Source organism: Flavobacterium psychrophilum DSM 3660 = ATCC 49418, from assembly GCF_002217405.1.
Lineage (GTDB): Bacteria > Bacteroidota > Bacteroidia > Flavobacteriales > Flavobacteriaceae > Flavobacterium > Flavobacterium psychrophilum.
Map to the genome: position 1 here is coordinate 39,480 of NZ_MUHE01000011.1, position 26,366 is coordinate 65,845.

At 30.1% G+C, this 26,366-nt stretch carries 23 protein-coding genes; 6 read left to right on the forward strand and 17 right to left on the reverse strand.

Annotated features, from left to right (window positions below; translation table 11 throughout):
• Nucleotides 1–103: 103 nt before the first annotated feature.
• From sucD to B0A57_RS03405, 8 genes are all read right to left on the reverse strand, one after another.
• Nucleotides 104–976 carry a succinate--CoA ligase subunit alpha gene (gene sucD / locus B0A57_RS03370; protein ID WP_011963119.1) on the reverse strand — a complete coding sequence of 291 codons (873 nt, stop codon included), beginning with the start codon at nt 974–976 and terminating at the stop codon, nt 104–106.
• A gap of 83 nt (nt 977–1,059) precedes the next feature.
• Complete coding sequence (locus tag B0A57_RS03375) at nt 1,060–1,422, reverse strand: hypothetical protein (RefSeq protein ID WP_011963120.1); 363 nt, start codon at nt 1,420–1,422, stop codon at nt 1,060–1,062.
• 2 nt (nt 1,423–1,424) lie between these two features.
• The gene (locus B0A57_RS03380; RefSeq protein WP_011963121.1) at nt 1,425–2,354 is read right to left on the reverse strand and encodes a UDP-3-O-(3-hydroxymyristoyl)glucosamine N-acyltransferase; all 930 of its coding nucleotides are present in this window, start codon (nt 2,352–2,354) and stop codon (nt 1,425–1,427) included.
• Nucleotides 2,355–2,360: 6 nt separating this feature from the next.
• A complete protein-coding gene (gene efp / locus B0A57_RS03385) occupies nt 2,361–2,924 on the reverse strand; it encodes an elongation factor P (protein ID WP_011963122.1) in 564 nt (187 codons plus the stop codon).
• Between the two features lie 67 nt (nt 2,925–2,991).
• A complete protein-coding gene (lpxA, locus tag B0A57_RS03390; protein WP_011963123.1) occupies nt 2,992–3,774 on the reverse strand; it encodes an acyl-ACP--UDP-N-acetylglucosamine O-acyltransferase in 783 nt (260 codons plus the stop codon).
• Between the two features lie 54 nt (nt 3,775–3,828).
• Nucleotides 3,829–5,217: a bifunctional UDP-3-O-[3-hydroxymyristoyl] N-acetylglucosamine deacetylase/3-hydroxyacyl-ACP dehydratase gene (locus tag B0A57_RS03395; protein ID WP_034098211.1), complete on the reverse strand. Its 1,389-nt coding sequence runs from the start codon at nt 5,215–5,217 to the stop codon at nt 3,829–3,831.
• Between the two features lie 2 nt (nt 5,218–5,219).
• Nucleotides 5,220–6,239, reverse strand: coding sequence for a UDP-3-O-(3-hydroxymyristoyl)glucosamine N-acyltransferase (lpxD, locus tag B0A57_RS03400; protein WP_011963125.1), 1,020 nt, complete (start codon nt 6,237–6,239; stop codon nt 5,220–5,222).
• Between the two features lie 122 nt (nt 6,240–6,361).
• A complete protein-coding gene (locus B0A57_RS03405) occupies nt 6,362–7,597 on the reverse strand; it encodes an HD domain-containing protein (RefSeq protein WP_034098209.1) in 1,236 nt (411 codons plus the stop codon).
• A gap of 138 nt (nt 7,598–7,735) precedes the next feature.
• On the opposite strand from B0A57_RS03405, the gene B0A57_RS03410 reads away from it, so the two are divergent.
• Nucleotides 7,736–8,446, forward strand: coding sequence for a potassium channel family protein (locus B0A57_RS03410; RefSeq protein ID WP_011963127.1), 711 nt, complete (start codon nt 7,736–7,738; stop codon nt 8,444–8,446).
• A gap of 2 nt (nt 8,447–8,448) precedes the next feature.
• Here the strand turns inward: B0A57_RS03410 and kdsB are convergent, their stop codons facing one another.
• The 4 genes from kdsB to B0A57_RS03430 all read right to left on the reverse strand — a co-directional run bounded on the left by kdsB (nt 8,449) and on the right by B0A57_RS03430 (nt 14,692).
• On the reverse strand, nt 8,449–9,174 hold the full coding sequence (gene kdsB / locus B0A57_RS03415; RefSeq protein WP_011963128.1) for a 3-deoxy-manno-octulosonate cytidylyltransferase: 726 nt from the start codon (nt 9,172–9,174) through the stop codon (nt 8,449–8,451).
• Between the two features lie 205 nt (nt 9,175–9,379).
• On the reverse strand, nt 9,380–10,804 hold the full coding sequence (locus B0A57_RS03420) for an ATP-dependent DNA helicase (RefSeq protein ID WP_011963129.1): 1,425 nt from the start codon (nt 10,802–10,804) through the stop codon (nt 9,380–9,382).
• 340 nt (nt 10,805–11,144) lie between these two features.
• The gene (locus tag B0A57_RS03425) at nt 11,145–13,568 is read right to left on the reverse strand and encodes an outer membrane beta-barrel protein (protein ID WP_034098206.1); all 2,424 of its coding nucleotides are present in this window, start codon (nt 13,566–13,568) and stop codon (nt 11,145–11,147) included.
• 89 nt (nt 13,569–13,657) lie between these two features.
• On the reverse strand, nt 13,658–14,692 hold the full coding sequence (locus tag B0A57_RS03430; RefSeq protein WP_038466951.1) for a helix-turn-helix domain-containing protein: 1,035 nt from the start codon (nt 14,690–14,692) through the stop codon (nt 13,658–13,660).
• Nucleotides 14,693–15,016: 324 nt separating this feature from the next.
• Between B0A57_RS03430 and B0A57_RS03435 the strand changes: the two genes are divergently transcribed.
• Entirely contained in the window at nt 15,017–15,841 is an 825-nt protein-coding gene (locus B0A57_RS03435) for a DUF3822 family protein (RefSeq protein ID WP_011963132.1), read from the forward strand.
• Nucleotides 15,832–16,419: a 16S rRNA (guanine(966)-N(2))-methyltransferase RsmD gene (rsmD, locus tag B0A57_RS03440; RefSeq protein WP_038466955.1), complete on the forward strand. Its 588-nt coding sequence runs from the start codon at nt 15,832–15,834 to the stop codon at nt 16,417–16,419. Before B0A57_RS03435 ends, rsmD begins: the two co-directional genes overlap by 10 nt.
• A gap of 106 nt (nt 16,420–16,525) precedes the next feature.
• Here rsmD and B0A57_RS03445 read toward each other — a convergent pair whose 3' ends face one another.
• On the reverse strand, nt 16,526–18,622 hold the full coding sequence (locus tag B0A57_RS03445) for an outer membrane beta-barrel family protein (RefSeq protein ID WP_038466958.1): 2,097 nt from the start codon (nt 18,620–18,622) through the stop codon (nt 16,526–16,528).
• Between the two features lie 65 nt (nt 18,623–18,687).
• Nucleotides 18,688–19,665: a dienelactone hydrolase family protein gene (locus B0A57_RS03450; protein ID WP_052079126.1), complete on the reverse strand. Its 978-nt coding sequence runs from the start codon at nt 19,663–19,665 to the stop codon at nt 18,688–18,690.
• A gap of 116 nt (nt 19,666–19,781) precedes the next feature.
• On the opposite strand from B0A57_RS03450, the gene B0A57_RS03455 reads away from it, so the two are divergent.
• Nucleotides 19,782–21,140, forward strand: coding sequence for a sensor histidine kinase (locus B0A57_RS03455; RefSeq protein WP_038466961.1), 1,359 nt, complete (start codon nt 19,782–19,784; stop codon nt 21,138–21,140).
• Nucleotides 21,141–21,178: 38 nt separating this feature from the next.
• Here B0A57_RS03455 and B0A57_RS03460 read toward each other — a convergent pair whose 3' ends face one another.
• The 3 genes from B0A57_RS03460 to B0A57_RS03470 form a co-directional block, all read right to left on the reverse strand.
• Entirely contained in the window at nt 21,179–21,739 is a 561-nt protein-coding gene (locus B0A57_RS03460) for a DUF6642 family protein (protein ID WP_011963138.1), read from the reverse strand.
• Between the two features lie 208 nt (nt 21,740–21,947).
• Nucleotides 21,948–22,526 carry a TetR/AcrR family transcriptional regulator gene (locus tag B0A57_RS03465; RefSeq protein ID WP_034098193.1) on the reverse strand — a complete coding sequence of 193 codons (579 nt, stop codon included), beginning with the start codon at nt 22,524–22,526 and terminating at the stop codon, nt 21,948–21,950.
• A gap of 1 nt (nt 22,527) precedes the next feature.
• Nucleotides 22,528–22,917 (reverse strand): DoxX family protein, encoded by a 390-nt coding sequence (locus B0A57_RS03470; RefSeq protein ID WP_038466964.1) that lies wholly within the window; start codon nt 22,915–22,917, stop codon nt 22,528–22,530.
• A gap of 182 nt (nt 22,918–23,099) precedes the next feature.
• On the opposite strand from B0A57_RS03470, the gene B0A57_RS03475 reads away from it, so the two are divergent.
• Both B0A57_RS03475 and B0A57_RS03480 read left to right on the forward strand, forming a co-directional pair.
• Nucleotides 23,100–23,966, forward strand: coding sequence for a helix-turn-helix domain-containing protein (locus B0A57_RS03475; RefSeq protein ID WP_011963141.1), 867 nt, complete (start codon nt 23,100–23,102; stop codon nt 23,964–23,966).
• 361 nt (nt 23,967–24,327) lie between these two features.
• Nucleotides 24,328–26,262 carry an oleate hydratase gene (locus B0A57_RS03480; RefSeq protein ID WP_034098180.1) on the forward strand — a complete coding sequence of 645 codons (1,935 nt, stop codon included), beginning with the start codon at nt 24,328–24,330 and terminating at the stop codon, nt 26,260–26,262.
• The last annotated feature ends 104 nt before the right edge of the window (nt 26,263–26,366 follow it).

Below are 26,366 nucleotides of genomic sequence, written 5' to 3' on the forward strand. Positions count from 1 at the left end.
TTTATATTTATAAATGGTATAAAATTATATCATGACTTTTTATTTTTTTACAAAAAAAACTCCTCTAAATAGAGGAGTTTTATAATATATGTTTATGAGGAAATTATCCTAAAACTTCTTTTACTTTTTTACCAATTTCTGCTGGAGAATCTACTACATGAATTCCGTTTTCACGTAAAATGCGTTTTTTAGCTTCTGCGGTATCGTCTTCACCACCCACAATTGCACCTGCGTGCCCCATTGTTCTTCCTGCTGGAGCGGTAACTCCTGCAATAAAGCCAACTACTGGTTTGCGGTTTCCGTCTGCACGTACCCATTTAGCGGCATCAGCTTCTAGTTGTCCTCCAATTTCACCAATCATTACGATGCAATGAGTTTCTGGATCATTCATTAATAATTCAACGGCTTCTTTTGTTGTAGTTCCAATAATTGGATCTCCTCCAATTCCGATTGCGGTAGTTATTCCTAGACCTTGTTTTACTACTTGGTCAGCAGCTTCGTAGGTTAATGTTCCTGATTTAGAAACAATTCCTACATTTCCTTTTTTGAAGACAAAACCTGGCATGATACCAACTTTAGCTTCACCTGGGGTTATAATACCCGGACAGTTTGGTCCTATTAGTCGGCAGTTTTTGCCTTTGATATAATCATTTGCTTTTATCATATCTGCAACAGGAATACCTTCTGTAATTGCAATAATTACTTTGATACCTGCATCGGCAGCTTCCATAATAGCATCAGCAGCAAAAGCTGGTGGTACAAAAATAATGGTTGTATCTGCTCCTGCTTTTTCTACTGCATCTTTTACAGTATTAAAAACGGGACGGTCTAAGTGCATTGTTCCTCCTTTTCCTGGAGTTACGCCTCCTACAACGTTTGTACCGTATTCGATCATTTGCTCAGCATGGAAAGTTCCTTCGCTTCCCGTAAATCCTTGAACTATTATTTTTGAATCTTTATTAACTAAAACACTCATGATATATTTTTTATGTTATTTTTTTATTGTGTTACAAAAGTAATGTTTTGAAATATACTTTTTAATAATTTTATTAAAATAATTTAACTCAATTGACTCATTTGAAATCCGCGATATAATTTTTCGTCTTTTATTTCCCAAATAACCATAAAATTGGCTAAAATCATTTCTTCCCTTGGGTTCTCGATTGTTTTAACATAATGGTTATATCTTACTGTAATTTTATTATTATCTTCTAACAAATGGGTAATATAAATTCTTGACGAATGATATGCTTTGCTCATTTGGTCGATAATTTTTACCATTTCTTCTTTATTCATTTGAATAAAACCTTTGCTACTATTCCAATCTAGCGAAACATCAGCGTGCATATAAATATCTAACAATTTGCTGTCTAAGAAAGCATTCGATTTATAAAAATCTTTAACTAATTCTTTTGCGGTCATCTTTATTTTAGTTTATTTATGATTTCAGGGATTCGTTTTATATTGGCTAATTGTTTTAGCTTTTCGCGAGATTCTTGTACTGGAGTACCAAAATATGATTTTCCTCCTTCAATAGATTTTGTTACGCCTGTTTGTCCCATAACTACAGCTTTTGTACCAATGGTAATACCGCTAGTGGTACCTACTTGTCCCCAAAGTGTCACGTCGTCTTCAATTATGACACAGCCTGCAATTCCTGTTTGTGAAGCAATTAAACATTTTTTACCTATTATTGTGTCGTGTCCTACATGAACTTGATTATCAATTTTGGTTCCTTGACCAATAGTTGTGTCGCCTGTAACACCTTTATCGATAGTACAAAGTGCTCCAATTCCTACATTATCATGTATAACAACTCTGCCGCCAGAAATTAATTGGTCGAAACCATCGGGTCTTTTTTTATAATAAAAAGCATCAGCTCCTAAAATTGTTCCTGCATGAATGATAACATTGTTTCCAATAATGGTATTGTCATAAATGGAAACGTTAGAATGAATAAGACAATTTTCGCCAATTATCACATTGTTTCCTATGAAGGTATTGGGCTGAATTATAGTTCCTTTTCCTATTTTTGCAGAAGCCGAAATTGCTACATTTGATTTTTGAAATGGTCTGAAATGATTGGTTAATTTATTGAAATCTCGAAACGGATCATCTGAAATGAGTAGTGCTTTTCCTTGTGGGCAATGTACATTTTTATTTATTAAAACTATCGTTGCTGCCGATTGTAATGCTTTATCATAATATTTAGGATGATCTACAAACACAATATCTCCTGCCTCTACTACATGAATTTCATTCATACCCAAAACAGGAAAATTAGCATCTCCTACATACTGGCAGTTGATGATATTTGCAATTTCTTCAAGGGTTTGTGTTTGTATAAATTTCATAAAAAATTATTTTACACGTTCCATATAAGAACCTGAAGCAGTATCAATTTTTATTTTATCCCCTTCATTAATAAATAAAGGTACATTTATGGAGGCACCAGTTTCTACCGTTGCAGATTTTGTTGCGTTTGTAGCAGTATTTCCTTTTACACCTGGCTCAGCATACGTAACTTCTAATATTATTGAAGCTGGCATATCTACAGAAAGAGGCAAATCGGTTTCGGTATTTACTTGTACCATTACGTTTGTTCCTTCTTTAAGTAATCCTGGATTATCAAGGATTTTTTTGTCTAAAGTAATTTGTTCGAAAGATTCGATATTCATAAAATGAAATTGATCGCCTTCGGCGTATAAATACTGATAAGTATGTGTTTCTACACGAACTTCGTCTATTTTATGTCCTGCCGAAAAGGTATTGTCTAATACTTTTCCGTTAGATAAGCTTCGTAATTTTGTACGTACGAATGCTGGTCCTTTACCTGGTTTTACGTGAAGAAATTCGATTATTTTATAAATATCGTGGTTAAATTTGATACACAATCCGTTTCTTATATCTGATGTAGATGCCATTTTTTTGTATTTATTCGATTATTTGGTTATTCTCTATTTTTTTTATTTGTTAATCTGAAATCTAAAATTATACTCCCGTGTATCCTTTCATAATTCCTCTTGAAGAATTTCTTATAAAATCTAGGATTTCATCTCTTTCTGGAGTTGCTTCCATTTCTGCTTCAATGATTGCTAATGCTTGTGAGGTATTATAATTTTTTTGGTACAAGGTTCTATATATGCTTTGTATTTCGCTAATTTTTTCGGTGGTAAAACCTCTTCTTCTTAGTCCTACAGAATTTATGCCTACATAAGATAATGGTTCTTTTGCTGCTTTTGTAAAAGGAGGCACATCTTTTCTTAATAAAGATCCTCCAGAAATCATGGCATGATCTCCAACGCTTATAAATTGGTGTACTGCCGATAGCCCTCCTATTATTGCATATTTTCCTATTGTTACGTGTCCGCCTAAAAGTACGCCGTTTACAATAATTGCGTTATCGCCTACATGACAATCGTGTGCAACGTGTGCCGTTGCCATGATTAAACAGTTATTGCCTATTACGGTTTGTCCTGATGCTATTGTACCTCGATTGATGGTAACACATTCTCTTATCGTAGTATTGTCACCTATTATTACTAAAGAATCTTCACCGCCAAATTTTAAATCTTGTGGTACCGCAGAGATTACTGCGCCTGGAAAAATATTACAGTTTTTACCTATTCGTGCACCTTCCATAATGGTTACGTTAGAACCTATCCAAGTTCCGTCGCCAATAATTACATTATTATGTATGGTTGTAAATGGCTCTATAACAACATTTTTGGCAATCTTTGCTCCTGGATGAACGTATGCTAATGGTTGATTCATATATTATTTTTAATCGTTCTGTTGTTTAATTGATTTGATCAAATTAAGAAAAAGTTATTGTTTTTTGGCAATTTGCGCCATCAATTCGGCTTCAGCAACCAGTTTGCCATTTGCGTAAGCGTGAGCTTGCATGTGGCAAATACCTCTTCTTATAGGGGTTATTAAATCGCATTTGAATATTAGTGTATCACCTGGTAGTACTTTTTGTTTAAATTTAACATTATCTATTTTCATAAAAAAGGTTAAATAATTTTCTGGATCAGGGACTGAACTTAGAATTAAAATTCCTCCTGTTTGCGCCATGGCTTCTACAATAATGACCCCAGGCATAACTGGTGCGCCTGGAAAATGTCCTACAAAGAATGTTTCGTTCATTGTTACATTTTTTAATCCAACTACAGAGCAGTCTGTCATTTCGATAATTCTATCTACAAATAAAAATGGCGGACGGTGTGGCAAAATACTCATAATTTTGTGAATATCCATCAATGGTTCTTTGTTTAAATCATAAACTGGAACAAAATTTCTTTGCTCATTTTTTATTAATTTAGACATTTTTTTTGCAAATTGAGTATTTACAAAATGACCTGGTTTATTTGCTATTACTTTTCCTTTTATTCTTGTTCCTATTAAGGATAAATCGCCTATTACATCGAGTAATTTGTGTCTTGCTGCTTCGTTGGGATAGTGCAGGGTAAGATTGTCTAAAACACCATTTGGTGTAACCGAAATTTTATCTTTCCCGAAAGCTATTTTTAGCCTGTTCATGGTTTCTGCAGAAATTTCTTTATCTACATAAACAATGGCATTGTTTAAATCGCCTCCTTTTATTAATCCGTTTTCTAACAAAGTTTCTAGTTCGTGTAAAAAACTAAAGGTACGACAATCTGCTATTTCGTCTTTAAATTGGCTAATATTTTTGAGGCTTGCATTTTGAGTTCCTAATACTTTAGTACCAAAATCGACCATAGCGGTTACTTGATAATCATCGCAGGGCATTACAATTATTTCGCTTCCTGTAGATTCATCTAAATAGGAAATAACTTCTTTGACGACATACACATTTCTTTCGGCTTCTTGTTCTGCGATGCCTGCTTTTTCTATAGCTTGCACAAAATATTTTGAGGAACCGTCCATAATTGGGAGTTCAGAAGCATTCAATTCGATAATAACATTGTCTAAATCGCAACCTACTAAGGCGGCTAAGACATGTTCTGGTGTCTGAATTTTTACGCCTAATTTTTCTAGATTTGTGCCTCGTTGCGTGTTTACAACATAATTTACATCGGCTTCAATTATAGGCGAACCTTCTAAATCTACTCTAACAAAAGAAAAACCATTATTTATGGGGGCTGGTTTAAATGTTATTCTTACTTCATTTCCTGTATGAAGTCCAACTCCTGTAAGGGAAATTTCGTTATTGATGGTTTTTTGTTTGACCATAATTATTTTATTATTTTTTTTAATTCTTCTATTTCGGTAACAATTTTTGGAAGATTTTTAAAATGAACATATGATTTACTATATTCAGAATAGCCAAATGATGGACTTCCTTGCAAGGTTTCTTTGTCTTTTATATTTTTTCCCACTCCAGATTGTGCTTGTATTTTTACATTATTACCTATGGTTAAGTGTCCTGCAATACCTACTTGTCCGCCAATCATGCAATTTTTGCCAATTTTTGTAGAACCAGCAATTCCTGTTTGGGCTGCTATTACAGTATTTTCGCCAATTTCTACATTGTGAGCAATTTGAATTTGATTGTCTAATTTTACTCCTTTTCTAATAATTGTAGATCCTAATGTTGCTCTGTCTATTGTGGTACAAGCGCCAATATCTACATTGTCTTCGATCACTACATTTCCTATTTGGGGAATTTTACTAAAAGTTCCGTCGGGATTTGGTGCAAAACCAAAACCATCTGCTCCAATTGTAGTTCCAGAATATATGTTGCAATTATTGCCTATTACTGTTTCTGAAAGAATTTTAGCTCCTGCAAAAATAATGGTGTTGTTACCTATTTGTACATTATCGCCAATAAAACTATTGGGATATATTTTTACATGATCGCCAATAATTACGTTTTCGCCAATGTAGCTAAAACTTCCTAAATAAAAATCTGTTCCATACTTTGCGGATTGTGCTATCACACAAGGTGCTTCAATTCCTGTTTTATTATTTTTTACTTGATTGTAAAATTCTAATAGTTTCGCAAAAGATTTATAAGCATCTTCTACTTTTATTAATGTGGTTGAAATCTCATTATCAGGTACAAATGTTCTATTGACAATAACTATTGATGCTTTTGTGTCGTATATATAATTTGTATATTTAGAGTTTGCTAAAAATGTTAAGCATCCTTCTGTTCCTTCTTCAATTTTAGACAACTTAAAAACGGTAGCTTTCGGATTTCCGAAAATTTCTCCTTCTAATATTTCGGCTATTTGTTCGGCTGTAAATTTCATTTTATCTGATTATATTTTCTGCATAAAATAATGAACTTTATAAATTATTATTTATTTAAGTTGAAAATTTTTAGTTTTCTTAATTTTACGACGACAAAAATATAAAAATTTAAAAAGAATCTTTAGTTTTTATTGAGTTGTTTTGGAAAACAAAGAAAATATTTTGTAACTTGTTTAGATAATGCTTTTAATGACAATTGGTCTGACAATAATGCTACGTCTTCTATAGAGCCGTCTTTTTTGAGGATTCGTATAGGTTCTGCAGATTTGCTATAGGCCTGATTTCTTATTTTTCCTTTGAAAACAAAATATTTTGCTTCTTGTATTGCGATATTATTTGCTTTCGAAAATTGTTCTATTAATTCTTGTATTTCTTCTTTAGAAAAATTTTCTTCATTCATTTTAATTTTCAGCAAATCTCGATTTATTATCATTTTGCTTAATGAACTTAAGGTAAAATCTTGATGGTTTTGCCAATGTTTTATGGCACCAACAATGTCTGTATCATCTAATTGTGCAAATTTATTTAGAATTTGATCGTTAAAATCGGTTAAACTTATTTTGTTTTCTATAAAGAAAAGTAAATTTTCGCTGCAAGTAATTGCAATTCCTTTTTGGTACAATTCTTTGGCTCTTTTTAGTGTGTTTGTTAAGGTAAGTTCTGCAACTAAACTGGTTTTGTGTAAATATACTTGCCAATACATGAGTCTTCTTGCCATTAAGAATTTTTCGACCGAATAAATTCCTTTTTCTTCAATGACTAATACATCATCAACTACATTCATCATTTGGATTAATCTGTCGGAGTTTATTTTTCCTTCTTCTACTCCAGAATAAAAACTATCTCGTTTGAGATAATCCATCCTATCCATATCTAATTGGCTAGAAATAAGTTGTAGCATAAATTTTCTAGGATATTCTCCTTTGAAAATTTGAATGGCTAGGTTTAATTGTCCGTCGAATTCGATATTCAATTTATTCATAAATAACAAAGAAATTTCTTCGTGGTGCACTGCTTCTACAATACTGTGTTCCATAGCATGAGAAAACGGACCATGACCAATATCGTGTAATAAAATGGCAATATATAAGGCATTTTCTTCTTCGGCAGAAATGATAGTATTTTTAAATCGAAGGACTTGAATGGCTTTTTGCATTATGTGCAAGCAGCCCAAAGCGTGATGAAATCTGGTATGATTAGCGCCTGGATATACTAAAGATGATAGCCCCATTTGAGAAATTCTTCGCAATCGCTGAAAATACGGATGCTGTATTAAATCGTAAATTAACGGATTAGGAATCGTAATGAAACCATATATAGGATCGTTAAATATCTTTAGTTTATTAGTATTACTCACTTTTTTCGATTTTATACAAATATAGAAACGAATTTAAGAATTAATTGTACAATTTTTTGTTTTAATTTGGTAAAATAAAAATAAACACGAATTTCTAAATAATCTAGAATTTTATTCTAAACTAAATTTTTAAAAATAATGAAAGCATTTCTGAAAAAATTACTGGTTGGTAAGATTTCTAAAAAAGAAAAAATAAGATTTAATCCTATTGAAAAGAGGATTTTGAATATTCGCTCTATATGGAATAACGACCATCAGGAGGATAACGGAATCGAAAAAATATTCAGATTATTTCTTTCTATCTCTCAACTTTTGTTTCCTGGAATTTATATTAAGTATTTTGCCAATAAAAAAGGTTCTGAGTATCAGGATTTAGCTTTAGATGTTTATATTTTAGCAAAAGTTATGTTTCCGCTTATGATATTAATAAATGAATGGCAACATAATATCTATATAATATTTGTAATGACTTATGTTTTGCTAGAAACAGTTTTATATATTCCTACTTTGATTTTTGCTTCCGATTTGTTTTCTCGTCCACGTTCCTACAAACGTTCTATGCTTTTACTGTTTTTTAATTATATGGAAATTGTTTTGGCTTTTGCGGTTTTATATTCTTGTGGTAATTACTTAAATAAAGATTTTACGCATTGGTTTGATGCTCTGTATTTTAGCATTATTACCTCTTCTTCTATAGGTTATGGTGATTTTTATCCTGTAACTATTTTTGGAAAATTTTTAGTAAGCATGCAAGCTTTACTTTTTTTGTTTTTTGTGATTTTATTTCTTAATTTCTTTTCTACAAAGATTAAAAGTAAAGGCTATTTTGATCATGAAAATGAGGATTAATCTTATAACATGCTCCTCGCCTTCTCTAAATCCTCTAAAGTGTCAATTCCGATTCCTACATGAGTAGTTTCGATCATTTTGATGCGCTTGCCATATTCTAAATACCGGAGTTGTTCTAATTTTTCGGAGGCTTCGAGTGATAGCATAGGTAAATGATAAAAATCTAGCAAGGCTTGTTTTCTAAAAGCATATATACCAATGTGTTGCATGTATCTTACACCTACATTTTCTTCTCTTGGATACGGAATTACGGAGCGAGAGAAATAGAGCGCAAATCCTTTTTGGTCGACAATTACTTTTACATTATTTGGATTTTGAATATCATTTTTATGGGTAATATTTCTCATTAAGGAAGCTAAATCTACTTTTTTATGTGTATCATTTCTAAAAACTTGAATTACTTCTTCGAGTGGCTCTTTGTTTATAAAAGGTTCGTCTCCTTGTACGTTGACTACAATATCTACCTCTAGATTTTGGATGGCTTCAGCAATTCGGTCACTACCCGATTCGTGTTCTTTGATGCTCATTATGGCTTTGCCAGCATTGGTAATAATTTCATTGTAAATTAATTCTGAATCGGTTACAACAAAAACATCATCAAACAAATTGGTTTCTACCGCTGCTTGATAGGTTCTTAGAATAACTGTTTTTCCGCCCAAATCTTGCATGAGTTTTGCTGGGAATCTTGTTGAGGCGTAGCGTGCTGGAATTACTGCAATTATTTTCATTTTTTTAAGTTCTGAGTGACAAAGGTTTTTATATTTTTTGAATTGTTTTTATTTTTACACAAATTAAATAAATTATTGTTGTTTTGACTGGGTTGAATTTAATATCGAGCTGCGTTAGGGATAGTAGCGAAAATCCTTTTTAGAGGCTTTTCGCCGATAAAAAGATTGTAGCGAATAGCCCGACCCTTGTGGTAACGCCCTAATTTTAGTTTACAAAATTTTCGTCTTTAAAGCCTATTAAATATAACTTGTCTTTTGCTCTTGTCATGGCGGTATATAACCAGCGAATGTAATCTTTATCGATTCCGTTGGGCAAATATGGTTGCTCGATAAATACGGTATTCCATTGTCCGCCTTGCGATTTGTGGCAGGTTATGGCATACGAGAATTTGACTTGCAGGGCATTGAAATATTCATTTTCTTTTACTTTTTGGAACTTTTTGTATTTAGTGGTTTCATTTTCATAATCTTTGATGACTTCTTCGTACAATTTGTTTGATTCTTCGTAGGATAATGATGGTGATTCGCTGGTAATGGTGTCTAACAACAGAACGGTTTCATAGGGTTTTTGGTCAGGATAATCGACCATTCTAATTTTTACATTGGCAAATTTGAAACCATATAATTCTTTGATATTTCTTATATCTAATACTTCGATAATATCGCCATTGGCAATAAAACCTGCTTGGTCGGAATCTTTTAACCAAAAGTAATTGTTTTTTACAACCATTAGGAAATCTCCAGTAGAGAGTTCGCTTTCTTTGTCTAGAATTTTTGTTCTAATTTGCTGATTGTACTGGTTGGCTCGTTTGTTTGATCGGACTATAAATGCTGTATCTTCTATACTATAATTGCTATATGCTGTGTTAATGGCGTCTTGAATATCGTAACCATCTGATAAGCGAATGATGTCTTTGAATCCTTTGAGATTAAATTTGAAACTGTTAAAAAATACATCTTTTAATAATTCTCGAAGTTCTGTGGCATTGTACAAAATTCCTGAGTTTTCTTCCTGTCGCATGACTTCATCAAACTCGATAGAATACACGTCTTTATTGTAATGTAAACTCAAAGTATCTGTATCTAAAGCTGGCGATATATCTAACTGAACTGGTGGTAATTGTGCTGTGTCACCTAACAGAATCATTTTGCAGTTATCGCCCGAATATACATAGGAAATTAAATCATCTAAAAGGGATCCGTTTTCGTATAATTTAGATTCGGTATTCACATCAGAAATCATTGAAGATTCATCTATAAAAAAAATAGTGTTCTTATGTTTGTTGGGTTGTAAAGTAAAAGAAACCCCTCCGCCAGATGACTTTTTAGGAAAATATATTTTTTTGTGAATGGTAAAGGCTGGCTTGTTCGAATAATTAGCAATTACTTTTGCGGCACGACCTGTTGGGGCAAGTAAGACATACTTTTTATTAATCTCGATTAAGTTATTTACAATGGTAGATATGACGGTTGTTTTTCCCGTTCCCGCATACCCTTTTAGTACAAAAATTTGGTCTTTAGTATTGTTTGTAACAAATTCTGCTATTTGCTGAAAGAAAATATCTTGTTTTATTGTGGGGTTAAAAGGAAATTTTTTTTGTAAAACATTGTAAAACAAAGAAGCACTCATTTATTTTTGATAAAATATTATATTTCAAATATACGCATGAAAATTGACTTGCGGTATTTTTTTTACGGCAGATTCACATAATATTTTTTAATTTTTTAATTTGTGCTTTTTTGTAGTACAATTTTTTTAATTTGAAATCTATTATTTTTACACTGTTTTTTTTATACCTTTATTTGGGCGTTACCGTTTTGCGGATTTAAGAAGTTGGGGATTTGTAAACCCAAAACTTATGATTAAACCCCCAAAATAAAAAGTAGAAAACAAACTTTAAATGAAGCCCAAAAAACCTGTTTTTTTAACCAATCTTACCTGCTGCGTGTTTTCCGTACTACACTTTCCGTTAAAATTTATAACTATACCCAAGTCTTAATACTTGTGTTTCGTAATAGTCGTTGCTTGTATAATTAAACCCTTGTCCGTTTATTTCTTTTTTGATTATCATTGTGTTTAGCAAATTAGTTGCGTTAAAAAACAGTTCGCCTTTTCCTTTTTGAATTGCTTTTTTAAGTCCAAAGTCTAATGAAAATCTCGATTTTATTTTTCCTTGTGGAATAATATCTGGGGCTAAATAGATAGCTGTTAATTGTAAGTCAATGTTTTTAGGAAAATGAAAAGTATTATTTATTTTTAAATTTCCTGAAAATATTTCTTGTTTGTTTGCTGAAAATGTATGTGTACTAGGATATTTGTTTTCAACTGTAAACGCATCAATTTGATTTTTGTATGCGTTTAAATTAATATTAAATGCGTACAATTTAGAAATTTCTTGTGCTAAAACCATTTCTACTCCTGTATTGTAACTTTTATTTACGTTTTGAAATGTTGCATAAATTAAATGACTTGGTGGAACAGTACTAGAAATTCTTGTAATCGTTCCGTCAGCAAATTGGTGATAAATAGCATTATATAAACTTCCTTTTTCCCAACTTTTTTTATAACCCAACTCTATCGAATTGGTAAATTGTGAGCGCAATGCAGGATTCCCTACTTTAATTATTTCTGCGTCATCATATTTTGGAAAAATACGAATATCAACTTCGTTTGGTCGGTCAACTCTTCGGTTGTAGAAAATAGAAACTTTGTTATTGTCGCTAATTTTATATGCCAAACGTAAATTTGGAAATGGTTGTGTGTAATTATAACCATCGCTTTTATAAACTATATGATTAGGATTAACGTCATATTGAATTTTCACATATTCAATTCGCAAACCTAGTTCGCCTTCCCATTTTTTGTTTTCAAAAATGTAGTTTCCATAAACGGCAGGAATTAATTCTTTGTAAGTTGCCCAACCGCCTGCATTGGCATCTAATACAGAATTTGTTCCTGGTATAAATTGCATATTGGTTGGTATGTTTCTATTACGAAATTTGATACCTGTTTCAATTCGTCCGTATTTAAGTGGTTTTATGTAGTCAAAATTAAAATCATACACTTGTTCGTCTGACAATAATTTAAACGCATCGGTTCCTGTAGAAGTTGGCAAATAATTATTGTAAAAATATTTTTCGTCTTCTCTGTGAAAAGTGTAATTGAAACCAATATTTAGCAAATGTCCTGCTGCTGCAAATTTGTGCTGATAGCTGGCTGTTGCCATAATAGTTGTTTTTAATTCATCTTCTAAAAACTGCCAAAGCCTGTTTCGTTGTAAAAAACCGTTATTAAAAAAGGGTTGGTCTCCTCTGTCAATTATTTTTTCACTTCCAAAAAGTCCTGAAATAGTCAAAGAATTTTGGTCGTTAATTGCATAATCAAAACCACTTTTCAATGTCGTAAAATGTGTATTTCTGTTGCGTTTTAATTGCGAATTAATTACATCGCCATTGTCGTAATTTCTTGTTACAAATTCATTTTTGTTAAGCGTTTCTGTATATAAGTAATCGCCTTGAAAAAAGACATTGACTTTGTTTTTTCTATAATTGAGTGAAACGCTTGGGTTGATTTTTGGCGTAAAAGTATATTGTGGTCTTATGGTTGGTAAATTTTCCTTTTGCACCCAAAGTGAACCTACACCTGTTGTAAAGCCAAACTTTCCATTAAAGCCATCTTTTTTGTTTTTTTTGTAAATAATATTGATAATTCCTGCGTTTCCATTGGCATCATATTTGGCAGAAGGATTGTTGATAATTTCAATTTTTTCAATCGCAGATGCAGGAATATTATCTAATCCTGTTTGGTTGCCAAAACCTGTTAATGCTGTTTGTTTGCCGTCAATTAATATGGTTACTTTATCGTTTCCACGAAGTTGTACTTTTCCGTCGTGCACTGTTACACTTGGCATATTTTGCATGGCTTGTAAAACCGACCCCCCACTTTGACTAATATTGTCTTTCAAAGAGAATGTTTTTTTATCCATTTTCTCACTAATTTCGGCAGTTTTACCTGTTACAAGAACTTCTTGCAATGAAGTTAATTTTTCTTCTATTTCAATATTTTTAATGTCAAGATACTCTGTTAGAGTACCAACAAACAGCGATTTTTTTGATGTTTTGTAGCCAATATATGAAACTTCTAAATAGTAGTTTCCAGATTTTATTTTTGATAATGAAAATCGTCCTTCTTCGTTGGTAACAGTTCCACTCACAAAAGTGCTGTCCTTTTCGGTTTTCAAGACTACATTCACAAAAGATAAAACTGATTGGGTGTTTTTGTCTTTTATAAGTCCCGAAACCGTTACACTTGTTTGTGCATTTGAAATAGAGAAGAATGAAAGTTGTAAAATTAAAAAATACAGTACTTTTTTCGATGTTTCTTGTAGAGACATTTTTATCAATTTTAAATTATACTGCAAATAACGTGAGTAACAAAGAGTAAATAAAAAAAGACAAGTGCAGAATAATTTTTTTGTACAAATTACTTGTTTTCTGCAAGATTTTTTTTGAATTGATTTGGTGTTAAACCTTTGAATTTCTTGAATATAGCATTAAAAGAAGATTTAGCATTAAAACCTACCTCTGTGGCAATTCCTAAAAGTGTAAATTGATTATTTGGGTCGTTTTTTAGACGTTTTATAAATTCTTCTACTCTGTATTCATTAATGAAATCTTGAAAATTTGTTTCCATGTGTTCGTTTAAAACTTCCGAAATATACTGTTTTGGGATATTGAGTTCGTTTGAAACATCTTGAATGGATAATTTTCCGTTTAAGTATAATTTATCCATTTCCATTGAATGAATTAAATCCGACTTATACTGTTCAATCAGTTTTCTATTTAGATTAGAATTTTTGTATTTGCTTATTTCGTTTTTCGGCAAAATATCTTTCCCTTTGCTTAATAATTTAAAAGAAATAAAATAGAATAAAAATGCAACAATTAATAAAAGATAGGAGTCAAAGTTTTGATTGCTAAAAAATGACAATTCTTCTAATCCTATTATTTTTAGAATATCATTTATACAAGAAAATACTAATAAAATAACAATTGGAATAACAAAATATGTGACCCAAATTCTTCTTTTATCTGTAAAAACGGAATATAAGATTACGCCTAGATAAATCACAAAAGTTAATTTCAATAGTACTTCAAGAATTTCAATATTCAAGTTTTCTTTGGGTAATTGTATTTCAAAAACTTCAAGAATTAAATAAAAAATGTTGGGAAGAAAAAACAGATAATCAGATTTTATAAATATTTCTCTTTCCTTTTTGTGATACTTAAAAAACAAAAAAAGAAAGGTTACAAATAAGGTGTTGTCAAAAAGAAACCAGTCGGTATTTTTAACAAATAGATTGTTTTTGTCATCACCCAAGATGTAAAGCAAAACAGATAGTAAACTTCCAAAGAGCAACCAAAAAGTAGTTTTTTTGTAATCTTTTCTATTTGTAAACAGAATAATAAGAACAAAAATTCCTTGTATTAAACCAATGATTTGAATTGTTTGGAGCATTATTTTATTTAAGTTTTTTGAACAAATGTAGTAAAATTTTTGTTATTTTTTTCTGCTATTCGTGTTGCTCGAAACGCTTGCAGGTAACACAAGGGTTGGGTTTTATATACAAACCAAATTCATGAAACTAGGATAAAAATAAAAGCATAGTGAGGCATATTTTTTAAAAAAAAGTAGAAATGTTTTTGTTTTTTTGAAATGTTAAAATACTTTGTGCAAAAGCCCTGCCTCTTTCTTAAAACCTATGGTAAAATCATTATTGTACTAAATTAAGGATAATCATAAAAAAATTGTAGATTTGCTTTTTAATGATTTAAAGCCATTATGTCTTCAGGAAACGCTACAATTCTAGAAAAAAAATATAAAAATTTAGTACTTCAAGTGTCATTAACTGAGGTTTCTTTTTGCATAAAAGATACGTTGAAAGATACAATTGATACCATTAGAAGTTTTTCTTTTCATAAAATTTCTAATCCAACAGAAATCGAGCAATCTCTAATTAAATATTTTGAAGAAACACCAGAATTAAACACAAATTTTGATGAGATTACTGTTTTGCACAACAATAACTTACTCACTTTTGTGCCATCAGTTTTGTTTGATCCGCAATATTTAGGTAGCTATTTACAATATAATACAAAAGTTTTTGAGTCAGATTTTTTTGCTTATGATCTGGTATCTAATAATGATATGGTTACTGTATATATTCCGTATGTAAATATAAATAATTTTCTAATAGACCGTTTTGGAACTTTTAATTACAAACATTCCTTCACCATTTTAGTAAAAAAAGTATTAGATTTTTCTAAAAATATAGACGAACCACAATTATATGTTCATATACAATCCGATAATTTTCAGATAATAGCAGCAAAAAATCAGAAGTTATTGCTTTTTAATACATTCGATTATAAAACCGAAGCTGATTTTATTTATTACTTACTTTTTGCAACCGAACAACTAAATTTGAATCCAGAAACAATACAGGTAAAACTTTTTGGAACAGTTTCTAAAGAAAGTGATTTGTATCAAATTGCTTACAAATATATACGAAATGTGTCTTTATTTTTTGATTATAATAGGATAGAAAACAGCATTTCACAACAAGAATATTTACAAAATTTTATACCCATACACACGTGCGAATAATTTCAGGAAAATACAAAGGAAGAAGAATTTCTCCACCCAAAAACTTACCAGTTCGACCTACTACCGATATGTGTAAGGAAGCTTTATTTAATATTTTAAATAATAATTTCAACTTTACAGAACTTCGCATTCTAGATTTATTTGCAGGAACAGGAAGCATTAGTTACGAATTTGCCTCACGTGGTTGCAAACCCATTACCAGCGTAGATGGAGATATGGGTTGCGTAAATTTTATTAGAAAAACTACCAAGGAATTCGATTTTGATATTACTCCCATAAAAAGTGATGTTTTTGCTTTCCTAGAAAAAAATAAAGCTAGTTACGATATTATTTTTGCCGATCCGCCTTACGCAATGGAGCAAAAAGATTTTGAAAAAATTATTACATTGGTTTTTAAAAACCAACTGCTAGAAGATGACGGTATGATGGTTATCGAACACTCGAAATACACAAAACTTAACCACATAGAGAATTTTTCTTATGATAAAGGTTACGGTGGTTCAGTTTTTACTTTCTTCGAATTAGCACATGACGAGGAAGAAACAGGTCATGAAGATGACGATGAGATTGATGCGTAATTAGTTCTTATTTTAAAATGTTTAACCACAAATTAACACCAATTTTTAGATTATAAGAAATTTGTATAATTCGTGGTTTTTTCCTTTTTTAGACCCAAATGCTTTGTTAGCGTATTCTATTCTCATTAATACTTTTCTCTTTAAATTCCGAATCTTTTATTTTTCCAAAAGAATATCTAATTGCTAAAGAAATTTCATGCGTATCTGATAGATAGTGTGACTTCGAGCTCACTTTATTTACCGTGAAATTTTCTTTATAAACGAAATTTTTAAAAATATCATTAAAACTTAAAGTACAATCCCACTGCTTTAAAATTTTTTTCGAAATAGCCAAATCTATTAAAAAATTAGGTTGCTTTCTTTCAAAAACACCTTCATGTTGCGTTGTTAATCCCCAAACTGTGGTAGAAATCGTGTATTCTTTAGGTAATTTAAATACATGATTAGAGTAATAATACATATAAGGTTTAGATTCTTTTTGTAGGGCTAATTTGTCTTCAATTTTATTTAAAATAAAACTTAAACTATTGTTTACTGTCCAAAATTTATAAGTAAACGGAATCGTAAAATCTATTTCTAACCCCATTTCTTTATCAAAATTTTTCTCACTAAAAGTTAAAATATTTTGAAAGTTGTCATACTTAAAATCCCCATAAACAGGATTCGAATTTTTATAATAACGCAATCTAATCGATTTGTCATTGTACTGAAAATTAGCTGCAATTTCATCATTAATTGTAGGATCTAAATTAATGTTGCTTCCGTAAATAAAATAAGGATTGATATAAGTAGAACCCTGATTTGTAGCCGAATAATTAGGTCTGATTATACTTTTAGCATAATTTAAAGTAATCGTTTTCGAACTATCTAACGGAATATCTAATTGTACTTTCGGGAAAAAATTAGTGTACTCTTTTTTAATTAAAGGTAAAATTTCATTCGTGTATTTTCCAATAATATTGGTATTTTCTATTCTAAAGCCAGCTGAATATTGCACCTTTTTTATTTTACCTGAAACTTGCGAATAACCTGAAATATTTTGCTCTTTAAAATTATATTTCGAGGTCGCTAAAGTTAAATTAATTAAGTTTGAAATATCAGAATTTGTCTTGGCATTGGCACTAAGAAATAAACCACCAATCTCTAATTTTATTTCATTTTTAAACGTTTTTTCTAAATCTGTTCTACCAGAAATAACCGAAACATTAAATTGCTGATTCCTATTTTGTGCTTGTTCAAATGAAATATTATTATAACTGTTTTCAACTAAAGTAACCATTTTTTGATTAAAATTAGAAAACTGAAAACCTGAAAAAAATTGCGTATTTATCGACTTTATTTTCTTAGCATAATTTGCAAATAAATTTATATAAACTCGATTATTATCATTGCTACTTTGTGTTAAAATATTGTTTTCAATAGTATTTTGTTTGTTGAAAGTTTTTGTATTGATACCAAAAATATGTTTTTGAGCTCTGGCATTTCCACTGATAGAAAAATAATCATCGTCATTTATTTTGTAAAATAATCCACTTCCAAAAATGAATTGAGGTCTTTTAGTGTAAGCTTCTACATCATAATTTGAAATAATATTTTCCTCAGGAATCTCATATTTTATATCGTGTCCTTCCCAAATAGTTAACTGATTGTAATTGAAATTTGCTTTAATTTCTAATTTCTTTTTTTTGATGCTGGCATTAACTCCTACATAATTATTGAATCTTTTTTTGACGGAAGCTGTTTCTGTCAAATCGATTTTAAATCCTTCTTTTTTGCTCAATTTCCTTGTAATTAAAATGACAACTCGACCTTCCGCTTCGTATTTTGCTGATGGATTATTTATAATTTCAATGCTTTTAATTTCATCTACAGACAATGCATTTAAATCGTTTATACTTACTTTTTGATTGTCTATATAAAGCAAAGGATTCCCTTTTCCTATAATATTAATCGTTTCTTTATTCGCATCAATAATTACATTGGGCAGTTTTGATACTAAATCGATCGTATTTGGAACTGATTTTAATATAGAATTGGCTACATCAACTTTCAAATTTCCGTTTTTATTGGTAAAAACTTTCTTTTCCGTTTTTATGATTACTTCTTCTAATTTTTTAGAAATTGTATCTTGTTTGACTTCATTTTGTGCCAATGCCAAATTTGAAATCATCAGACCAAACAGTATTATGAGTGCTTTTTTCATTTTTAATTTAAGCTTTTGTGTGTGATTTTTATTTTTATAGTTTTTTAATAATGGTACCCAATGCGTTAATTTGTTGAATTATGTAACCAGTCTAACCAGTCTTTTGCCACTTTATCCCAATTCTCTTTCTCATAAATAGGTTCTAATTTTTCATTTACAGCGAAAAAATTATGTTCTAAATCAGGATAATTTATAAATTTGAAATTCTGTTTTCGGTCACGAATAATTTCTATTTGAAATAAATCGTTGTAGTTTGCTGCCACATCTTTTGAGCCATAAGTCACTAAAATTGGAATTTTAAGTTGTACTAAATTTTGCCTTTGTGGCAACGAAAAACTATAAGTAGCTTTATAAGTATCACCGCCATTATAATTGATAACAGCACTGTTTTCGACTACCGTTTTCCAATAATTTATGGTGTTTTCTTTATCCCTTTCTTCTGATAAAATATTTACAATTCGACCAAAAGGATTCCCTCCAGAATAAATGAGATGCGTTATTTTAGGATATAAAATCGCCATTTTTGAAGCAATAGAACTTCCTTCAGAATGCCCAGCAACAACAAGCTTTTTCTTACTAACCCATCGCTCTTTACTTAATTGTTTAAGAATGAAATTGTTCCTAAAAACATAATAATCTAGATAATTCCTATCGGTATACCCTTTGGGTGGAATTTCATTTTCTTTGTCTTTCAAATACATAAAATTTTTGCCCAAGATGTTAGCATTTGCAATAATTGGAATAGCTGGTTTTGCAATAATTATGATATGAAAATCATCTAAAAAAGGAGTTTCGTTAAAAGGCAAAGTACCATACAATCCTTTTTCGTCATAAATAACAACAGGTCTTGGCAAACTTCCTTGGCAAAAAAAGAACAATGGTTTGGCTATTTTTTCTTCTCCTTTTTTAGAAGTAACAATCAAATCTACTTTATCATCTTGAAATTTGAATGACATTTGTTTGTACCCAAAATCTTCTGGAGTTTTTTGAGCAATGGCGTAATTTTTTGAAATTAAGAGCATAATTATCAGTATTTTCTTCATTTAGTATTTAATTATCAATGCAAAATTGCTTTCAAAATTTGAATCTGAAAGTTAATAGAAGGTTAATGCTAGGTTAATGTCTTTTTTATTGAATAAAATCGATTATTTTTGAAGTGATGAAGAAGAAAATCAACTTATTAATTCTGTTTTCGGTTGTGGTGCTTATAGCACTTTCGGTTATGCAATTTTATTTGGTAAAAACTACTTATGATTATAAAGTAGCACAATTTAGAGCCGAAGTAAAAACCAAAATTGCCGATATTACAAACGATTATAGTGATATCGATTCGACCATTTTTAACAAAAAAGATTTGTTGTATCGCGAATTGGCGATGCGTTATATTTTAGATCCTAAAACCAGAAACAGAATTAAGAATGCCATTCTTCAAAACCAATTTAAAGAAGAATTAACGCATAAATTACAACTTAAATTCGAACAAGAAATCCCGGATTTGAAACTAGATTTTGCCATTGTACTCAACAAATTTGTATTGTATAACAATGCCAAGGCAGCTGATACCATTTTTGCTGAAAAACCAATCATTGGAAATAAACTATATGGTGATTTAGCATCACTAGACGATGCTTTTTTGGTCCGAAATTACGTAGGAACCACAAGCGGAAATACCTTGAATTCTGATTTCAAATTACTTACCGAAGATGCTTTGTATGTTTCGGTAGCCAATTGGGAAACTATAATCCTGAGACGAATGGCTATGATTTTAGGCTTTGCAATTTTGTCAATTTTAACCTTAATAAGCCTTTTTGTATTCGCCATCAAAGCATTAATAAAACAAAAAAAAGTAAGCGACATTAAAACAGATTTTATTAATAATATTACCCACGAATTAAAAACGCCATTGGCTACATTAGCTATTTCTACTAAAATATTAGAAAGAAAAGAGATTCGAGATAACCAGCAACATTTTGATAATTTAGTAGCCACTATATCTCGTCAAAATAATCGTTTGCAACAATTAATCGATCAGGTTTTAAATAATTCATTGGAAGACAGCGAAATAAAATTGAAAAAGGAAAAAATTAATTCCGAAGTTTTTTTAAATGTAATTACCAATGATTTTAAGATTTCTAATCCATCAATTGCAATTTCAACCGAATTTAAAACCGTGCAAACTTCCTTATTTCTAGACAAGTTTCATCTCACAACGGCTATTCAGAATGTGTTAGAAAATGCAGCAAAATATGGTTGTCATCATATTAATATCCGAACTTCATTAGTAAACAACCAATTTAATATTAGTATTGAAGACGATGGAATTGGAATTTCAAAAAATAAGCATTCCTTACTTTTTGATAAATTTTACCGAGTAGAACAAGGCAATTTACACAATGTTAAAGGGTTAGGGTTGGGTTTGTATTATGTAAATCAGATTATAAAAGCCCATAAAGGAACTATTATGGTGATTAGCGATTTGGGAAAAGGAGCTATTTTTAATATTAGTATTCCTTTTTGAAAATTGGTTATCTATACTAAATTAATTGGTTTTATGTTTTAATAATAAAGTCTAAAATCGAGTAATTTACAAAGCTCATTATTTTTTTGATACAATGTTTCTACAATTTTAACAATATTATCTTGTTCTTGGAGCAATTTAAAGAAAGCTATATCGATAGAAATACTGTTTATATTTTTGTATGATGTCCCATAACCTGAAACGGCAAGCGCTCCGGTAATGTCTAGAAAATATTGAGCTTCCTCTTGGCTTAATTCTAATGTTTTGGCATTGGAAAAATGCAAAATTTTACCCCTCATTTTTCCTTCAAAGAGTTCGGCTATTTCTTCTAAAGTATAGTAATATTGATTAAGACAAATATTATTTCCTTCGCCTAACATTACCAAATAAATGATTTCATAATCTTTAAAATTATGGTCGTCATAGAGTAAGTTATTCAAACTTTCTTCTAGCCCTTCAATAGAGTCGCAGGTTTTGTAAATACTTGTAATATTGTCTTCAATGGCTAATTTCTCTAAGTTTTTAACTACTTTTGTAATGGTATTCGTGTCTATGTTTAGAACGCCTTCTAAGCAGAAAATAAAAGTTTCATCATTCATAAATTGTACCTTAAAGTGCAAATATAATGATGTTTTTATAGCTACAAAATGAATAATGATTATGCTTGGTGTTTAGAAAGGGTAAAGTCTTAATTGCGTGTAAAATAAAAATTTTAATTGTAAGAATTGAAAAGTTATAGAAATAGATTTATACAGCTATACTTAATGTTTTTATAAATGAATATTCATTCTTTTTTTTGATAAAAAATTAGACTTTTATAGCATCCCAAGCTAACTGAAAAGTTTCATTTAATGTCTTTTTATTCAGTGTATATAGACTCCTCTCTTGCATAGACATTAGAAATGATAACGGATATATAGCGTAGGCATAAAGTACAAAATTTGAAATAGGTTTAATAATACCCTCCTCTTTTCCTTTTTCCCATAAATCAAGTAGAGGCTGTAAATGTTTTAATCCTTCTTTTTGCACCTCATCATCAATCATAGGTGTACTATCGCATTGTGATAAAAATTTAGCTTCTGTTATTTTATTTAATTTATAATCTGCAATATTGTACCAAATCATTTCAAAACCCTTTTTTACAGGTAAATTTTTATTATAACCTTCAAGAGCGCAATTGCTAAATGAAGTTTTTACCTCAAGATAAAGTGTATTAATTAAATCTTGTTTGCTATCAAAATAAAGATAGATTGTTGCTGTTGCTACACCAGCTAACTTTGCAATTTTAGACATTGGAGCATCATGAAACCCATGATTATTAACCAATGTTAAGGTAGCATTTAGTAAAGCATTTTTTTTATCTGTTATTTTTTCTTTTTTAATCATATTAATTTTCTTCTTTTTTGGATAATTTATTATAAATTTTCCAAGCAAATATAATTAATACAAATTGCATAGGAAGTCTTATTAATGCTGCATTATGACTCCCTATTGCAGGATTTTTAGAAAATACGTCCCAGATATGAATTGGCAAAAACAATAGCATTAAGAAAAATATACCCAAAGCTCCATATCTTGCATATTTTTTGTTTAATAGCAATAATATACCTAAAACTATTTCTATAATACCTGAAATATAGATTATTGCAGTTGTGTATGGTAAAAATAGAGGAACAAAGGGGATATAAAAACTTGGCTTTACAAAATGTTGTATCCCTCCAAATATTATAAAGATTGAAAGAATAAATTTTAATATGTTCCAAAAAAGCTTTTTCATTTTATATGTTTTAAGATTTCAAATATAAATAAAATAAATAAACGTTCGTTTATTTATTGTGTGATTAACTAAATTTTAAGATATTTACAAAAAAATACTTACTGTAAGTGTTTTAATTAATTAGATTTTTTGCGACCACAAATATCGAATACTTTTTTTTGTAAAAATATATTATTGTATAAATGGAGAATTACAAAAATTTGCAGGATACACTTTCTTTCTTTAATATTGATTGTAATAACTCTTATTATATTTCTACTGGTAAATCTATTTTTGAATTTCCAAATGAACCTTTCCGGATGGATTACTATACTTTTTGTATTTGTACCAAAGGCGAAATTGATTTAGAAATAAACGGCATTAAATATAAAATAAGCCTTGGTAGTATAATTTGTTCTGCACCCTCAACGATAGTACATTTTCTTAATGCAACAAATGATTTTCAGATGCAATTGGTTTTTTTTGATAAAATCTTTTTGTTAACAAATATTTCTGATCCATATATTATTGAAAAAATGGGACTGTTCCAGAATGACTCATATTCTATTGTGAATACTTCTAAAAAAAATATAAAAAACGTATTAAATATTGTAGGAAAACTAAAGAATGAAGAAAAAAATACTAGCGATTTTATAATTCCAAAAATCCGAACTCTAATTTTTCTGCTACTTATAGAAATTGCCGAAATATATATTAAAGTTGCACCAGAAACCATTGCAGATAAAGATCCGCAAACAAACTTATTTTTTAGATTTAATAAACTTATACAAGAAAATATTTTATTGCATAAAGAAGTTACTTTCTATGCAAATCAATTATGCGTTTCTAATAAATATTTAATAGAAATTACAAAAAAGACCACTGGTAAAACACCTCACGAAATAATAAATGAAGCTTTATTTAAAGAATCAGTAGTTTTATTAGGAAATCCTAATTTATCGATATCAGAAATTGCTTATAAACTACAATTTAACTCTATTTCGGCTTTTGGCAGATTCTTTAAGCACCAAAATAACTGCTCACCATCTGATTACAAAAGAGGAAGGTAATATTTTTTTAAACAATATCTAAATTTAGGGATGCCCTACAAAATTTTTATGGCAAAAATTAGCGCAAATTACTTTACTAAGTTCTAATAAGAATCATGTAAAGTAATCTCTAATAAATAAATGCAGCTACAAATAGAATATAGTACTAAATACAGCCCTTTATACCCCTTACTGCAAAAAATATAAACAAATATTAATTTTAAATTTAGGGATTTATAAAAAAAATATCTTACGAAAGACAATACTAATGCTATTAAACACAATTGGAAATTTAAGTACACAATTTCTGAATTTCGGGATACATTAGTTTTTAATATTAGTGATAAATTTGTAGGTAAGTAATTTAAAAAAACAATTTAAAATGAATAAAGAAACCTCAAAATTTGACAAAGTATTAAACGTTTCTCCTTTTTTAGGCAACGTAAATCACACACCTGATGCAAGTAAAGATGTGGTTCGCAATTCAAAAGATATTTCAATGCCCTTTGCAGATTTAACAGGAAATTATCAGCGTAATAAAGGCATTCCTTCAAAATCATTTAAAGATAGTAAAGTTTATATTGTAGGTAGCGGAATAGCAGGTTTATCGGCAGCATATTATTTTATTAGAGATGGTCATGTTTTAGGCAAAAATATTATTTTTTTAGATAAACTTTCGATAGCAGGTGGTTCGCTAGATGGAGCTGGAAATGCCAATGATGGTTATATTATTAGAGGTGGTAGAGAAATGGAGATGACTTATGAGAATCTTTGGGATATTTTTCAGGATATTCCTGCCTTAGAGCTACCTGCTCCCTATAGCGTTTTAGATGAATATCGTTTGCTAAATGATAACGATCCTAATTACTCCAAAGCTCGATTAATTCACAATAAAGGTGTTGTTAAAGATTTTAGTAAATTTGGTTTAGAGAAAAAAGATCAATTAGCCATTGTAAAACTTTTATTAAAAAAGAAAGAAGATTTAGATGATTTAACCATTGAAGATTATTTTAGTAAATCCTTTTTACAAAGTAATTTTTGGTTTTTATGGCGTACTATGTTTGCTTTCGAGAACTGGCATAGTTTACTAGAGTGCAAATTATACATGCACCGTTTTTTGCACACCATCGATGGGATGAAAGATTTATCTTGCTTAATTTTCCCAAAATACAATCAGTATGATACATTTGTAAAACCATTAACGGAGCATCTAAAATCTAAAGGCGTAAAAATTCAGTTTGACACACTGGTTAAAGATTTAGACATTCAAATTAATTCTGAAGGAAAAATTGTAAAAGGTATAATTACCAAACAAAACAATAAAGAAGTAGTAATTCCTATTACAAAAAATGATTATGTAATAGTAACCACAGGTTCTATGACCGAAGATACTTCGTATGGAACCAATACAAAACCAGCCATTGCAGGACTCGATAATAATGAAAGCGGAGAAAGTGCGGGCTGGGAATTATGGAAAAATTTAGCCGCTAAGTCGTCTGTCTTTGGAATACCTGAAAAATTTTGCAGTTCGATAGAAAAATCGGCTTGGCAATCTGCAACTTTAACCTGTCGCCCCTCAGATTTAACAGAGAAATTTAAAGAGTATTGTGTAAATGATCCTTATTCAGGAAAAACTGCAACAGGCGGTATTGTAACCATTACCGATTCAAATTGGTTAATGAGTTTTACCATCAACCGTCAGCCACATTATCCTACGCAACCAGATGATATTTTAGTAGTTTGGGTTTATGCCTTATACATAGACAAACCAGGAAATTATGTGCAAAAAACAATGACTCAATGTACTGGTAACGAAATTTTATCAGAATTATGTTATCACCTTGGTTTGGAAAATCAATTAGAAAACGTAATAGAAAACACCATTGTTCGTACTGCTTTTATGCCATATATTACATCTATGTTTTTGCCTAGAGCCACCGGCGATAGACCAGAAATAGTACCAGAAGGATGTAAAAATTTAGGACTTGTGGGGCAGTTTGTAGAGACAAAAAATGATGTTGTATTTACCGTAGAATCATCGGTAAGAACTGCTAGAACAGCCGTTTATAAATTATTAAACTCTAATAAACAAGTACCAGATATTGCAGGAACACAATACGATATTCGCCAGTTATTAAAAGCTACAAAAGCATTAAATGACAACATGCCTTTTCCTGGTGAAAGTATTTTAAGAAAGGTATTGAAGAACACCTACTTCGAACATATTTTACCTAACAATGATCAGACCGAAGAACACCACGAATCATTTATTAGTGAGCAATTTGGAAAACTTCAAGAATGGGCAAAAAGTCTTTAATATAAAAAAAGATTTTATGTATAAACCATTTTTTTAATTAAAGAGATATAGTAAAATACTTACTTTAAAAATCACCTTTTTAGAGCAAATAAAATATAATATAA

Excerpts from the sequence above, each read along its gene's own strand:
- sucD (WP_011963119.1), bottom strand. The coding sequence starts at position 976 with ATGAGTGTTTTAGTTAATAAAGATTCAAAAATAATAGTTCAAGGATTT.
- B0A57_RS03375 (WP_011963120.1), bottom strand. The coding sequence starts at position 1,422 with ATGACCGCAAAAGAATTAGTTAAAGATTTTTATAAATCGAATGCTTTC.
- B0A57_RS03380 (WP_011963121.1), bottom strand. The coding sequence starts at position 2,354 with ATGAAATTTATACAAACACAAACCCTTGAAGAAATTGCAAATATCATC.
- efp (WP_011963122.1), bottom strand. The coding sequence starts at position 2,924 with ATGGCATCTACATCAGATATAAGAAACGGATTGTGTATCAAATTTAAC.
- lpxA (WP_011963123.1), bottom strand. The coding sequence starts at position 3,774 with ATGAATCAACCATTAGCATACGTTCATCCAGGAGCAAAGATTGCCAAA.
- B0A57_RS03395 (WP_034098211.1), bottom strand. The coding sequence starts at position 5,217 with ATGGTCAAACAAAAAACCATCAATAACGAAATTTCCCTTACAGGAGTT.
- lpxD (WP_011963125.1), bottom strand. The coding sequence starts at position 6,239 with ATGAAATTTACAGCCGAACAAATAGCCGAAATATTAGAAGGAGAAATT.
- B0A57_RS03410 (WP_011963127.1), top strand. The coding sequence starts at position 7,736 with ATGAAAGCATTTCTGAAAAAATTACTGGTTGGTAAGATTTCTAAAAAA.
- kdsB (WP_011963128.1), bottom strand. The coding sequence starts at position 9,174 with ATGAAAATAATTGCAGTAATTCCAGCACGCTACGCCTCAACAAGATTC.
- B0A57_RS03420 (WP_011963129.1), bottom strand. The coding sequence starts at position 10,804 with ATGAGTGCTTCTTTGTTTTACAATGTTTTACAAAAAAAATTTCCTTTT.
- B0A57_RS03425 (WP_034098206.1), bottom strand. The coding sequence starts at position 13,568 with ATGTCTCTACAAGAAACATCGAAAAAAGTACTGTATTTTTTAATTTTA.
- B0A57_RS03430 (WP_038466951.1), bottom strand. The coding sequence starts at position 14,692 with ATGCTCCAAACAATTCAAATCATTGGTTTAATACAAGGAATTTTTGTT.
- B0A57_RS03435 (WP_011963132.1), top strand. The coding sequence starts at position 15,017 with ATGTCTTCAGGAAACGCTACAATTCTAGAAAAAAAATATAAAAATTTA.
- B0A57_RS03445 (WP_038466958.1), bottom strand. The coding sequence starts at position 18,622 with ATGAAAAAAGCACTCATAATACTGTTTGGTCTGATGATTTCAAATTTG.
- B0A57_RS03450 (WP_052079126.1), bottom strand. The coding sequence starts at position 19,665 with ATGAAGAAAATACTGATAATTATGCTCTTAATTTCAAAAAATTACGCC.
- B0A57_RS03455 (WP_038466961.1), top strand. The coding sequence starts at position 19,782 with ATGAAGAAGAAAATCAACTTATTAATTCTGTTTTCGGTTGTGGTGCTT.
- B0A57_RS03460 (WP_011963138.1), bottom strand. The coding sequence starts at position 21,739 with ATGAATGATGAAACTTTTATTTTCTGCTTAGAAGGCGTTCTAAACATA.
- B0A57_RS03465 (WP_034098193.1), bottom strand. The coding sequence starts at position 22,526 with ATGATTAAAAAAGAAAAAATAACAGATAAAAAAAATGCTTTACTAAAT.
- B0A57_RS03470 (WP_038466964.1), bottom strand. The coding sequence starts at position 22,917 with ATGAAAAAGCTTTTTTGGAACATATTAAAATTTATTCTTTCAATCTTT.
- B0A57_RS03475 (WP_011963141.1), top strand. The coding sequence starts at position 23,100 with ATGGAGAATTACAAAAATTTGCAGGATACACTTTCTTTCTTTAATATT.
- B0A57_RS03480 (WP_034098180.1), top strand. The coding sequence starts at position 24,328 with ATGAATAAAGAAACCTCAAAATTTGACAAAGTATTAAACGTTTCTCCT.